This window comes from Elizabethkingia bruuniana, from assembly GCF_002024805.1.
Taxonomy (GTDB): Bacteria; Bacteroidota; Bacteroidia; order Flavobacteriales; family Weeksellaceae; genus Elizabethkingia; species Elizabethkingia bruuniana.
Genome location: NZ_CP014337.1, coordinates 1,399,614 through 1,412,037, shown reverse-complemented (window position 1 = coordinate 1,412,037; position 12,424 = coordinate 1,399,614). Strand labels below are relative to the sequence as shown.

Annotated in this window: 9 protein-coding genes; 8 read left to right on the top strand and 1 reads right to left on the bottom strand. The window is 34.4% G+C overall.

Going from position 1 to position 12,424, the window contains the following annotated elements:
- Nucleotides 1-8 precede the first annotated feature (8 nt).
- The 4 genes from AYC65_RS06595 (at nucleotide 9) to AYC65_RS06580 (ending at nucleotide 6,789) form a co-directional block, all read left to right on the top strand.
- On the top strand, nucleotides 9-3,161 hold the full coding sequence (locus tag AYC65_RS06595; protein WP_078674550.1) for an efflux RND transporter permease subunit: 3,153 nt from the start codon (nucleotides 9-11) through the stop codon (nucleotides 3,159-3,161).
- Entirely contained in the window at nucleotides 3,161-4,582 is a 1,422-nt protein-coding gene (locus tag AYC65_RS06590) for a TolC family protein (protein WP_034867205.1), read from the top strand. Before AYC65_RS06595 ends, AYC65_RS06590 begins: the two co-directional genes overlap by 1 nt.
- Nucleotides 4,583-4,846: 264 nt before the next feature.
- A complete protein-coding gene (locus AYC65_RS06585; protein WP_034867207.1) occupies nucleotides 4,847-6,094 on the top strand; it encodes an MFS transporter in 1,248 nt (415 codons plus the stop codon).
- A 437-nt stretch (nucleotides 6,095-6,531) separates the two neighbouring features.
- Entirely contained in the window at nucleotides 6,532-6,789 is a 258-nt protein-coding gene (locus tag AYC65_RS06580) for a hypothetical protein (RefSeq protein WP_059333773.1), read from the top strand.
- 110 nt (nucleotides 6,790-6,899) lie between these two features.
- Here the strand turns inward: AYC65_RS06580 and AYC65_RS06575 are convergent, their stop codons facing one another.
- Nucleotides 6,900-7,271 carry a SymE family type I addiction module toxin gene (locus AYC65_RS06575; protein ID WP_034867212.1) on the bottom strand — a complete coding sequence of 124 codons (372 nt, stop codon included), beginning with the start codon at nucleotides 7,269-7,271 and terminating at the stop codon, nucleotides 6,900-6,902.
- A 263-nt stretch (nucleotides 7,272-7,534) separates the two neighbouring features.
- On the opposite strand from AYC65_RS06575, the gene AYC65_RS06570 reads away from it, so the two are divergent.
- From AYC65_RS06570 to AYC65_RS06555, 4 genes are all read left to right on the top strand, one after another.
- Nucleotides 7,535-7,930, top strand: coding sequence for a helix-turn-helix domain-containing protein (locus tag AYC65_RS06570; RefSeq protein WP_034867214.1), 396 nt, complete (start codon nucleotides 7,535-7,537; stop codon nucleotides 7,928-7,930).
- 30 nt (nucleotides 7,931-7,960) lie between these two features.
- Nucleotides 7,961-9,052 (top strand): dsDNA nuclease domain-containing protein, encoded by a 1,092-nt coding sequence (locus tag AYC65_RS06565; RefSeq protein ID WP_059333774.1) that lies wholly within the window; start codon nucleotides 7,961-7,963, stop codon nucleotides 9,050-9,052.
- Nucleotides 9,049-10,782: an ATP-binding protein gene (locus AYC65_RS06560; RefSeq protein ID WP_059333775.1), complete on the top strand. Its 1,734-nt coding sequence runs from the start codon at nucleotides 9,049-9,051 to the stop codon at nucleotides 10,780-10,782. The genes AYC65_RS06565 and AYC65_RS06560 overlap by 4 nt, the downstream gene beginning before the upstream one ends.
- 81 nt (nucleotides 10,783-10,863) lie before the next feature.
- Nucleotides 10,864-12,375 (top strand): SIR2 family protein, encoded by a 1,512-nt coding sequence (locus AYC65_RS06555; protein ID WP_034870234.1) that lies wholly within the window; start codon nucleotides 10,864-10,866, stop codon nucleotides 12,373-12,375.
- Nucleotides 12,376-12,424: the final 49 nt, after the last annotated feature.

Sequence of the window (12,424 nt, the reverse complement as noted above, 5' to 3'; positions counted from 1 at the left end):
ACGAAATTATGTTAAAAAAAATTATAGACCGTCCGGTCTTTGCAACAGTAATATCGGTAGTTATTGTAGTACTGGGGATTATAGGCCTTAGCAGACTCGCAATTACCCGATTCCCGGATATCGCGCCACCTACTGTTATGGTAAGAGGTTCTTATCCCGGAGGAAACGGACAAACCGTTATACGCTCGGTTGTTACTCCTTTGGAAGAGCAGATAAATGGTGTAGAAAATATGGAATATATGAAATCTACCGCCAGTAATGATGGTTCATTTTCTATTTCTATTATATTCAAGCAAGGTGTAGATCCCGATCAGGCAGCTGTAAATGTACAAAACAGAGTTCAGCAGGCTACACCTATATTACCTCAGGAAGTACTAAGAAACGGAATCACAACTTCCAAACAGCAGAACAGTATGATTATGGTATTCAACCTGTATACTGATGATAATAGTAAATACGATGAAACTTTCCTGCAGAACTATGCTAATATCAATCTTTTACCACAGGTAAAAAGAATTAAAGGTGTTGGACAAGCTCAGATTTTCGGGATCAAAGATTATTCAATGCGTATATGGCTGGATCCTCAAAAAATGGCGGCTCAGGGTCTTGACCCTGCAGATGTTACCAATGCAATTGCCAATCAAAGCTTAGAAGCTGCTCCGGGAAAACTTGGACAGGAATCAGATGCCACTTTAGAGTATGTCATCCGCTATAAAGGAAAAAAGAATCAGCCTGAGCAATATGAAAATATTATTGTAAAAAATGAAGGAACAAATATTGTCCGTCTTAAAGATATTTCCCGTGTAGAGTTTGGTTCCATTAACTATAGCGGTAACAACACTACCAACGAGAAGAATGCAGTAACCATTGCTATTATGCAAACTTCGGGGTCGAATGCAAACGATATTGAAATTGGTGTAAACAAGTCTCTTGAACAATTATCAAAATCATTTCCTCCGGGTATTAAGTATTCCAAGGTTATTAGCTCAAAAGAAAGATTAGACGAGGCCATCAGTCAGGTAAAATCCACACTTCTTGAAGCCTTTGTACTGGTATTCATTATTGTATTCCTGTTTTTACAAGACTTACGTTCAACTATTATTCCTGCTATTGCCGTTCCGGTTGCTATTATTGGTACATTCTTCTTCCTTTTGGTATTAGGTTTTACCATTAATGTACTAACGCTCTTTGCACTGGTACTAGCCATTGGTATAGTCGTCGATGATGCTATTGTCGTCGTAGAAGCTGTACACAGCAAAATGGAAGGTTCTACTATGAGTGGTAAAGAAGCTACGCATAGCGCAATGGGTGAAATTACAAGTGCAGTAATTTCCATTACCCTGGTTATGGCTGCTGTATTTATTCCTATTGGCTTTATGACAGGTTCCGCTGGTATTTTCTACAAGCAATTTGCCTATACACTAGCTATTGCCATTATTATTTCGGCTGTGAATGCACTTACGCTAACGCCAGCATTGTGTGCATTGTTCCTAAAAAATCATAACACGGAAAGCGGACATACCCATGAGAAAAAAGGATTTGTGAAAAAATTCACCACTGCCTTCAATGCCGGATTCGAAAATATGACGGGTAAATATGTAAAAGGGATTAAATTTCTATTCAAAAGAAAACTTGTTGCCGGCGGACTTGTAGTAGGAGTTATTGCATTAGCTGGATTCCTTATGACAACTACACCAAAAAGTTTCGTTCCGATGGAAGATGATGGCCTGTTGATTTATTCATTAACAATGCCACCAGGAACCGGACTTACAAAGACAACTGAAGTAGCCAACAGAATTAACAAGATGCTGAAACAAAATGAGGCTATAAAAGAGAATACCTCTATTACAGGCTACAACCTTCTGAGCAGTAGTGCAGGCCCTGCATACGGAATGGGCTTTATTAAACTTAAACCTAAAAAGGAGAGAGGTGCTGTAAAAGATATTGAGTCTATCAATGCTATGATAAGCCAGCAAATGGCGGGTATAAAAGAAGGAAGTGTAATGGTATTCAGAATGCCACCAGTAGAAGGATACGGAGTAACAAATGATGCAGAAATTGTATTACAGGACCGTACAGGACGCGATCCTCAGGTATTGAAAGCTAAGGCTGATGAACTCATCGGACAGCTGATGCAGACACCGGGAGTAGCTTTTGCTTATACAACATTCAGAGCCGACTATCCTCAGCTGGAGCTGGAAGTAGATGAAGATAAAGCTAAACAAATGGGGGTTAGTGTTGCTGGTTTGCTAAATACAATCCAGGGGTATTTCTCCGGAGATCAGTCACAGAATTTCTCAAGATTTGGAAAATTCTACAGAGTGAACATTAAAGCAGACGGCGTATTCCGTATGGATGAAGCAGCTTTCAATAATATTTTTACCAAGAATTCGGCAGGGGAAATGGTACCTGTAAATACACTGATAACGTTGAAGAAAGTATATGGTCCGGAATCTGTAAGCAGATACAACCTTTACAATTCATTGACCATTAATGTTGCTCCGGTTCCGGGAATTAGCAATGGTGAACTTATGAATCGTATAGAACCTGTATTGGACAAATTACCATCAGATTATAGTTATGAGTGGACAGGATTGAGTCTGGAAGAGAAGGCTTCAGGAAATCAGACGGTTTTCATACTAGCCTTGTGTATATTCTTTGTTTATCTGATTCTTTCAGCACAATATGAAAGTTATTTGTTACCGCTATCTGTAATCCTTTCTATTCCTACAGGAGTTATAGGTGCATTCCTTGGAATCCGCGCTGTAGGTCTGGACAATAACATCTTTGTACAGGTGGGACTTATTATGCTCGTTGGGCTTCTCGCCAAGAATGCCATTTTGATTGTGGAATTTGCTGTCCAGAGAAGAAAAGAAGGAATGTCTATTATAGATTCTGCTATAGCAGGTGCACGTTCGAGATTACGTCCTATTGTAATGACTTCATTGGCCTTTATTGTAGGTATGATACCGTTGATGATTTCATCAGGAGGAATGGCAGCAGGAAATATATCCATCAGTGTAAGTGCCGCTATGGGAATGCTAAGCGGAGTAGTGCTCGGCGTATTTGTAATACCTGTACTATATATACTATTCCAGTATCTACAGGAAAAAGTATCCGGAAAAAAACATACAGACCAAACCGTAAAAAGCGAATCGTAATGAACAAAAATACAATCACAAACTGGCTGGGAGCAATTGCAATTGGTGCATTGGTAAGCTCCTGTTCTGTGGCTCAGAAATATACACGCCCGGAACTGAACATGCCGGTACAATATAAATCAGAGGTTAATTTAACAGGAGATCGTGTACAATTGCCATGGAAGACATTTTTTAAAGACCCTCAGCTGATTTCACTCATTGAAAAAGCTTTGCATAACAACAATGATGTAGCCGTGGCCTTAAAAACCATAGATCAGCTGGATCTGGCGATGAAGCAGGCAAAATTATCAATTCTTCCTACGGCTCAGGCAACTATAGGTGCTAACAGAAGTTATCCTTCTAAAAACAGTATGAATGGCTCTATGGCGGAGCAGTTTATAGGGACTAAATATATAGATGATTATACTCTGAATCTTGGAATATCCTGGGAGGCAGATATATGGGGGAAAACTAAATTGCGTAAAGACCAGAGTATTGCAGATTATTTTGGCCAAAAGGAAAATGTTGTGGCTCTTAAAACCCGTATTATTGCTCAGGTAGCCCAGGCATATTATAATTTAATAAGCCTTGATCAACAGCTTAAGATAGCGAATGAAAATGTAAAGCTTAGTGATGATATTCTGCGCATGATGCGCCTGCAGTATAATTCGGGTCAAGTTAACTCTTTAGCTATAGAGCAGGCAGAAGCTCAAAAGAAAACAGCCGAGCTTATCATTCCTCTGGCGAAGCAAAATATAAGTGTTCAGGAAAGTGCATTGAGTATTCTTTGTGGTGAATATCCGGATAGTATTTCCAGAGCTGGCAGCCTTAAAGGTGTAACACCAGAAGAAATTTACGGATCCGGCGTTCCTGCAGAATTGCTTAGCCGCCGTCCGGATCTTAAAGCTGCAGAATATGCCGTTATTTCATTAAATGCAAAAACAGGATTGGCGAAAACAGCAATGTATCCGTCTATTAGCTTGTCTGCGCAGGTAGGAGCTAACTCTTTTAAGTTCAATAAATGGTTTGATTTGCCAGGTTCGATAACGAAAAACCTTGCAGCAAATCTCACTCAGCCAATCTTTCAGAAAAAAGAACTGCAGACAGCTTACAAAACTGCTGTCATTGAACAGGAAAAAGCTGCAATTCAGTTTAAGCAAGCCGTAATGACAGCTGTAGGAGAGGTCTCTAATGCTATGGCTAATTATAAGGGCAGTACTGAAAGATTAAATTTGGTATCCAAAAAAGGGGAGGCTCTGGATAAAGCCACCAAAGATGCAACATTATTGTATAAAAATGGTATGGCCACATATCTGGAGGTAATCTCTGCACAAAGTGCAAAATTACAGAATGAGCTGGAACAGAATACTATAGAGCTAGATAAGCTAAATAGTATGGTAGAATTGTACAGAGCATTAGGAGGAGCTACAGACTCCATTTAGAAAACAACACTATTATATATATATCATTTTTCTCATTTAATTTGTTGTTTTTGAAATTGTATTTATTGACAGTTTCGTGCGAGGCAGATCTTCGGGTCTGCCTTTTTTATTTAAACAAAGTCTTTTTCATTCCATATTGCATTATTTCCGTTTCAGGAGGCTTTATTTCCGTTTGGGTCAAAATAACGTATGGATATGTTCTTAATCTTTCTTCTTTTGTAGCAGAATATCGGGAGCAATATCCCGAAATAACAGAAACACAATATGCAACAAACCTGGTTAAAAAGATTTATGCTTATCTGGAGCGGGCAGTTTATATCGCTGATCAGCAGTTCTGCCGTTAATTTTGCAATTATTATCTGGCTTAGTCTTGAAACCAGATCTGCAGAAATTCTGGCATATGCTGTAATTGCAGGAATGCTTCCGCAGGCTATTTTGGGGCCAATTGCAGGTGTCTATGTAGACCGGTGGAACAAAAAATTGACCATGATGCTTGCAGACAGCTTTGTAGCGGTCTGTACACTTATTATGTCTGTATGCTTTTATCTGGGGTATGAAAACCTTACTATGATTTTCATAGTGCTTTCGCTTCGTTCAATAGGTTCAGCATTTCATATGCCTGCAATGCAGGCAGCAATTCCTATGATTGCTCCAAAATCAGAATTATTACGGATTGCAGGAATTAACCAGATTATCCAGTCTGTATCCGGTATTGCAGGACCCGCACTTGGAGCGCTTTCAATAAGCTTTTTTTCAATAGGGAAGGTGCTGTTATTCGATATTGCAGGAGCAGCAATTGCCGTAATATCACTAGCTTTTATAAAAATACCGAAAACAAATAACTATAAAAAAGCAAAAGCAGGTATAAGAAATGTTATACAGGATATGAAAACGGGATTTAATGCCATCCGAAGCAACAGGGGTTTGTTTATGCTGTTCGGCGTTTCTGTAATGTCAGCTTTATTTGTAATCCCAACTATTCCGTTGCTTCCGCTAATAACTATAAACCACTTTAATGGTGATAAGTTTGAAATGGGATTGGTAGAAATTCTCTGGAGTATTGGTATGCTTATTGGCAGTGGTATTCTTAGCATATGGAAACCAACAGTTAATAAGATATTTATTATCAATATAATGAATATTATAACCGGGATATTATTGGCATGGTCCGGGTTGCTTCCTTCAAATGCATTTCTCATTTTTATTTTTCTGATGGGAATATGCGGAGCAGCATACTCGGTAGAGAGTGCAACATTTACAACAATTGTTCAGGAAAAAGTAAAACCGGAAGTATTGGGACGGGTATTCTCTATGTATTTCAGTCTAATTCTTTTGCCTTCCATGATCGGGCTTTTTTCTACAGGTTTCCTTGTTGAAGCAATCGGAATCAATCAGGCATTTATCGTATTAGGTGTTTTAACAGCTGTTGTAGGAGGATTATCTTTTATGATTCCTGCATTAATGGCTCTGGATAAAAAAGACAATAAAATACTGGAAACAAACAATTTATAAGTATGAAACAACAAACCATCATCAATATATTTTTTCATAGTTTAGTTTAATTTGTTGTTAAAAGCTGTGAGACAGTTTTGAGCAGACAGGTTTTAGTGCACCTGTCTGTTTTTTTATTTATAAATACAGCTTTTATGCAACATTGATACTAAGTTTTTGCTCAAAATCTGAGTTTTATTTACACATCAAAAGAAGTAGGATAAAGGATATTATTTCATTATAAAAAATACTCTATTTAACATAATATTAATTATAGGTCAAAATAGTCCTCGCAAGCTCGGTTGCCCTATAATGACATTATGTAAAATATACCTCGGTCATTGCAACATAGTTCAGTCTTTCAGTGCATTTTGCCCTATAATTAGTCATTATGTTCGGAGCCTCCGGAAATAGCCGCTCAGCCAACGCTCATGTTTGCAAAAATAAATGTGTTTCGAATGAAAAATTCACATTTAATTTTTGCTGCACAAATTCCCGACGCTCGTCCTGTCGATTTAATTTTTTTTGCCAACGCTCGGAAAGCGAAATTTTATTTTGAAAATGCCAATGTGCCTGTCGGCTTTTTTCTGGCATTTTTCTATGCTGGCGCTCACGACGTTAATTATCTGTTCTTTTGCCTTGATGCAAAAGAACCAAAAAATCAAGGCTATGATACATTACTCACGGTTTATTTATTTTTTATTTGGTGTTCGTGATTGCTTTGCAATTCGCTAAAATGCCAAAGCGAGTGCTTCAATCATGTTTCTATTTAACATAATGTAGAAAAATCTGCTTCATATAATGCTTGTATTTCGCAATAAATCAATCATTTGACTTTTATTTCTCCGTTTACGAATCGTAGTTGCTCGAATACTTCGGGATGTACCATTGCTTTGATTTTCTTGCGTAATAGTCGGCTGCTTTCATTCTGTACTCTGGCTAAGAGTTTGGTGTCTATCGTGTTGGGATCTTCCTTTTCGACCACTATCCTACCCTTGTAGATCCATACCGTGAGTTTGTCTTCGGCTTCGAATCCGCATTTGCGAACCCATTTGCCAAGAAGCATTATTCTGGATGCGTAGTCGTTTTTACGGTAGCCTTCACTATCTGTGTATACGGCTGATACCGTAAGACGGCGGATTTCCAATAGTTTGTCGTCTCGGTCTTCTTCTCTTTCGGATAATTTTACGTTGCACATAATCAAGGTGTTTTTTGGTTAATATCGTAGAATACGGTTTCCCGTAATTTGGCGTATTTGGATTGACTTATATTTGTTTCCGCCAGTGTTTTTTATATCATTGTGCAATGATGTTGTGAAGTAAGACAAGGTTTGCGGGATAATCAATTCCGTTTCAGGATGTTTTATTCCGAAAAAAGCATAATTTAGAAACTTCATTTACCAATAGTTGTTAATTATTTTAACTAAAAACAGTATATTTGAGATTTACGATACATACCGATATGCCAAACAAGAAAATACACCAAGGTCGAAACATCAAGCGTTTCCGTGAAATGCTCGGCATCAAGCAGGATGCCCTGGCCTACGAATTGGGCAAAGACTGGAACCAAAAGAAAATCTCTCTCCTGGAACAAAAAGAATCTGTAGAAAAGGATATTTTAGAACAAGTGGCTAAAATCCTGAAAGTACCTACCGAAGCTATTGAGAATTTTGATGAGGAACAGGCGGTAAATATTATCTCAAATACATTTACAAGTAACGACACATCGACTTTAAACGCTATAAATATTCAGCCGACTTTCAATCCTCTTGATAAGATGGTTGAGCTTTATGAGCGTATGCTTCAACAGCAAAAGGAAATGATTGAGAAGTTGGAGAGATTAATTCATGAAAAATAAGCTTCAGTAAGCCCAAACTATTTTAGCTCGATGGGAGAAAAAAAAATTGACAGTAATTCAGGTGTTCAAGCAAGCGTTGGATTTGATTTTCAAAGAAACAGTTGTATTTATATATTTCTAGAGAAGTATAGTGCTTTAAAAGACCAAAATTATTTCATTATGCTAGAGCATTATGATGATATTGTTTTCGGAATTTTAAATGAAAAATCCGAGCTCGCAGAGATAACAACATATCAGGCAAAAAAATCTTCAACTAACTGGACAACAAATAAATTATATGAGATTATTCAAAAAATTTGTAATTCAGGAGTTGAGTTGTTAAAAGATGAATTAAAGAAATCTCCCTCTTATTCACAGTTACATCATTTTATAACTAACAATACAATTTCTCTCGACTATAAATGTTCTACTTCAAAAAAAACAGAAAGATTCTATGTTAATGAAACAAACGAATCTGTAAAATACACTGCTTTACCTGTAGATTGCCAAACTAATTTAAAAAAAGGAAATACCAATATCACATTTGATAAAGATCAGTTAGATCAATTTTCTAATCTAAATTTTAGCTTTATAGATATTGGGCGTAATACAAAAAGTCAATTAGAATTATTATCGGGAAAATTTAAAACCGTATTTGGAAAGCTTATTCTTGATCACGATGCAGCGAGAGATACTTTTATTTTTAATCTAAAAGGAATTGAAAGCACATATAATAAGGGTGATCAACCTAAATTAAAAGATGTATCAAAAAGATTAGAATCTTCAAAAATAAATGAGATCCTAAATATATTGACTACAAAGAATCTTGCTCTTGAAATGTGTCGAAAAAAAGCAGATAAAATCTATGATGAATTGGGAATAAATGTAGTTGACGCACTAAATTTTGAACTTGATTTTGAAAATAGTTTAGATCATTTTAAAGACTTAAAGCAAGGAGAGCATCAAAAAATAATTAAATACATTGAAAGTAAAAAGCCAACATTTGCAAGCTATACTAATGATGTGAATTGTATTAAATATCTACATGACGATTTTTTAAAATATAATAGCTCTGTATTGTCTCCTACTCAACTAAAAGCTGCAATAGCGGCTGGTTATTATCAAATACTTTTACAAAAATGAAAACAAAATTAAAACTCAATAAAATATTTATCCATAGTGAAGTTAATAAAAAGAGTTTTTTTACTGACTTTGGAAACAATCTTAATGTAATATACGGGGCAAATACTTCGGGTAAAAGTACCTTAATTCAATTAATACTATATACGTTTGGAATCAATGATAATAAAACTAAACTGGTAAAAATATTATCAGAGAATATATTTACACGTTTAGACATAACAATAATAAAAGGGACACAGAATAATGATTTTACTTTTGTGCGTAATGATGAAACCCTATTCATCAAAAACCACACAGAAAATAAGATAATTACATTTAATGGTATTTCTGGTAATAGTTCTGTTGAACATGCAAAATTGAAAGAATTTTTCAATAATTTATTTGATTTTGATTTACTGTTAGAATCTAAAAGCGGAATTTCAAAAGCGCCAATAGAAACAATCTTTTTACCCTACTATGTATCACAAGATGTGGGATGGGTATATTTAAGAAAGTCCTTTAGTAATCTTGATTTTTATAAAAATTTTAAAGATGACTTTTTAGACTATTATTTAGGAATCTCAAAACTAGAAGATAAAGAACGAAAAAAAGAACTTGAAAATGAATTGAATGATAAAAAGTTAAAATATAACTTCTATCTTAATTTTGAAAGGACTGATAAAACAATTGAGACAGCTAAACTTATTGATGATTCTTTTAAAGGAAAAGGACAAGAATTTATCAACGAGATAGCACAAAGAAAATCAGAGTTATTAGAACTGGAAAATGAATATGTAAAAAAATCAAATATATTGACCTATAATACTCAAAGACTTTCTGTTGTATCTAAGGTTAGTAGAAATCATAAACATCAGTTCCCTGGCAAAGATAATTGTCCTATTTGTCAACAGATATTACCAATAGATACGAAAGAAATATATCAGTACTATCAGGAAGAAAATGATTCAATTAAAATAAAAGAAAAGATATCATTAGAAAATAAAAAGATACAGTCAGACATCAATTCATTAAATAAAAAAATTAGTGGATTACGAGATATGTTAGCAAATGATTATCATAGGCATATAATTTATTCGCAGAAAAATGTTACGCTTGATGAATGGATAAAAACGCAGGCAAACATAAAGCTTGAAGATTCAATAAATGCAAACATTGGAAAATTAGATTTCGAAATTAAAGCTTTAAAGGAAAAACTACAATTATTTAAAAATGATGAAGATTTAGAAAATGAGCGATTAGCTAAAAACAGAAAATTTAAAGACTATTATAACTCCAATAATAAAAAGCTTGGCGTTCCTCAGTTGGACGATAGAAGATTCAATTATATATATGAATTATCAAGTTTTCCTTTTCAAGGTGTTGAGTTACACCTTGCCGTTTTGAGCTACCATTTTGCTTTTAACAAGATCATTAATGAAACAAATAATATTCAAAGACTTCCTTTAATGCTTGATAGCATCTTTAAAGAGGACTTAGATGGAAAGAGTAAGGATAAAATTTTGGATTTTATTTGTACTAACACACCAAAAGATACTCAAACAATTATTTCGTTAGCTGATAATAAACTAAAAGACTCTAAAATAGAATACTATAAAAAGACATTTTTCAATAATAATACAAAGCTAATTTGCATTGGTGACTCAACTGAAAAGCAATCAATCTTAAAAGATCATCATAGCAATTTAGATAATTTGCTTAATAGCACTTATGAAATTATGGAGCATGTTTAAAATATATCATTCTTCAATTAAATTTAATCATAATCTCAAACTTAAATACATTAAATAATTATCAAAATAATAAACTTTTAAATGAAAATAGAAGATATTTTTTTAAAGTTTGATAGTGGTGGCACAAGAGATCGATTCTCTTTTGAAACGTTCGTATTAAATTTGTTAAAGTTCCACATTGAACATCAAAATAAAAAGTTTTCACTTGTCGAAGGTGAAAGAAGAATTGGGAATGCATACGCGGAAGATGGATTCGATAATTTCAAAGGGTTTACTTTGATTGATATTAAATTCAATTTAAATAGAATGCCGGCGAGGCTATTAGCTGATTATTATACTCATAAACTTAACAGGGCAGAAAGAAACTTACTTCATTCTAATATCCTGTTAATAAGTTTTGAAACAGTTCTAGAAAAAAATATATCAAGAATAACTGATGAAATATTATTATTAAATCCAGAATTAAAAATAGCAATATGGGGGCCTAAAGAAATCTCCAAAATAGCGAATAAACATAAGGCAAAAGCAACAGAAATTGGTAATAATTTATTTTCATTAAGATTAGAAAATGCTGTTACTAAAGAAGCTGGAGATTGGAAAAAAGAAAGAGATGAGAAAATAGACATCTTAAAGGACTGTTATGATCGTGGTCAATTTTCAATGTTTTTAGGAGCCGGCGTATCAAGTAGTGCAGGAATGCCTGACTGGAATACTCTACTTAGTTCACTCTTTGTATCCTATTTAACAAAAGAATTTAACCAACAAGCAAATATATCTGATGAGGATATAAAACAAATTGTAGAAAGATTAAACGCTGTTGACGAGCCATCAGCATTAATGGCTGCTAGATATCTAAGAAAAGGATTAGTAAAACAAACTAGCGAAATAAAAGATTTTACTAAAGCAATAACAGAAAATCTTTATAAACTAAGGGATACAACAAAAAAATTGGATTCTGATCTAATTACTTCAATTTCAAATTCATGTATGCCGCGAAGAACCGGAGCTAGAGTTAGAACTGTAATTACATATAATTTTGATGATTTACTTGAGAGGCAATTAACTTCAAAATCAATACAACATCACAGTATATATACAGAAAATGAGGCTTTTGACCGTGATGAATTACCTATTTATCATGTGCATGGTTTTTTACCAGAAGATACAGAAAGGTATGAAGGATTAGAAAAAAGTACACTAGTTTTTTCTGAAGAAGGTTATCATCAAATTTATACAGATGCTTATCATTGGTCAAATCTAGTACAATTAGCAAATTTGAGAGAGAATAATTGTTTAATGATTGGACTGTCTATGACTGATCCAAATTTGCGTAGACTTTTAGATATTTCAGCAAGAAATATTGATACACCAAGACATTATGCCTTTATGAGGAGGCTGTCTATTGACAAATTTGCCTATTCAACCAAGGATGGTGTTAGAACTCAACATGTTGATAACGTCACTGGAGCAGAAGAATTTTTAAATCGACACCATAAACTAAATGAGGAAATAATGAAAGAATTAGGAGTTTCAATTATATGGTTTACAGAATTTGAAGAAATTCCTGCAATCCTAGATAAAATTAATTCTTAATCAAAATATTTTTAAAGTACACATACTTTCTCATTCGGTTGAGTTCCCT

Coding starts and splice junctions, on each gene's coding strand:
- AYC65_RS06595 (WP_078674550.1), top strand. CDS start 9: ATGTTAAAAAAAATTATAGACCGTCCGGTCTTTGCAACAGTAATATCG.
- AYC65_RS06590 (WP_034867205.1), top strand. CDS start 3,161: ATGAACAAAAATACAATCACAAACTGGCTGGGAGCAATTGCAATTGGT.
- AYC65_RS06585 (WP_034867207.1), top strand. CDS start 4,847: ATGCAACAAACCTGGTTAAAAAGATTTATGCTTATCTGGAGCGGGCAG.
- AYC65_RS06580 (WP_059333773.1), top strand. CDS start 6,532: ATGAAAAATTCACATTTAATTTTTGCTGCACAAATTCCCGACGCTCGT.
- AYC65_RS06575 (WP_034867212.1), bottom strand. CDS start 7,271: ATGTGCAACGTAAAATTATCCGAAAGAGAAGAAGACCGAGACGACAAA.
- AYC65_RS06570 (WP_034867214.1), top strand. CDS start 7,535: ATGCCAAACAAGAAAATACACCAAGGTCGAAACATCAAGCGTTTCCGT.
- AYC65_RS06565 (WP_059333774.1), top strand. CDS start 7,961: ATGGGAGAAAAAAAAATTGACAGTAATTCAGGTGTTCAAGCAAGCGTT.
- AYC65_RS06560 (WP_059333775.1), top strand. CDS start 9,049: ATGAAAACAAAATTAAAACTCAATAAAATATTTATCCATAGTGAAGTT.
- AYC65_RS06555 (WP_034870234.1), top strand. CDS start 10,864: ATGAAAATAGAAGATATTTTTTTAAAGTTTGATAGTGGTGGCACAAGA.